This is a genomic window from Streptococcus suis (assembly GCF_016743335.1).
In the GTDB taxonomy this organism is placed as follows: Bacteria; Bacillota; Bacilli; order Lactobacillales; family Streptococcaceae; genus Streptococcus; species Streptococcus suis_Y.
On the sequence record NZ_WCJE01000103.1, the window covers coordinates 1 to 692 of the forward strand.

At 60.3% G+C, this 692-nt stretch carries 1 protein-coding gene; it reads right to left on the reverse strand.

Translation table 11 applies throughout. The features are described from left to right. Positions 1-100: 100 nt before the first annotated feature. A partial coding sequence (locus F9856_RS12045; protein WP_202106732.1) for an LPXTG cell wall anchor domain-containing protein occupies positions 101-692 on the reverse strand: 592 nt, incomplete at its 5' end.

Sequence of the window (692 nt, forward strand, 5' to 3'; positions counted from 1 at the left end):
TTGGGCGGTTACGTTACTTACAATATACAAAGACCCTCAAGATATGAAATCTCGAGGGTCAAGCATGCTAACAAGCCTGTAGAAGACTAGTCATTATGTACTACTGGTCTTCTTCTTTTTTCTTCTTCACCAAACCAAAGAGTCCTGCTAGACCTGTAGCGAGAGAAAGTAATCCATATAAAGGACTAGTGCTGGCTTCACCAGTATTTGGCAACTGTGCAGTGCCTGCTTTTGGTGTAACAGTGATTGTACCAGTCGGTGGAGTTGGGGTGGTGCCGCCGTCCGTTGGTGGGGTGGTGCCGCCGTCCGTTGGCGGATTAACTCCTCCGTCGGTCGGTGGGGTGGTGCCGCCGTCTGTTGGCGGAGTGGTGCCGCCGTCCGTTGGCGGAGTAGTGCCTCCATCTGTTGGTGGGGTGGTGCCTCCGTCCGTTGGCGGATTAACTCCTCCGTCCGTTGGCGGAGTGGTGCCGCCGTCCGTTGGCGGAGTGGTGCCGCCGTCGGTCGGTGGGGTGGTGCCGCCGTCGGTCGGTGGGGTGGTGCCGCCGTCCGTTGGCGGGGTGGTGCCGCCGTCGGTCGGTGGGGTGGTGCCGCCGTCTGTTGGCGGGGTAGTTCCTCCATCTGTTGGTGGGGTGGTTCCTCCGTCTGTTGGCGGGGTGGTGCCGCCGTCTGTTGGTGGGGTGGTGCCGCCGTCT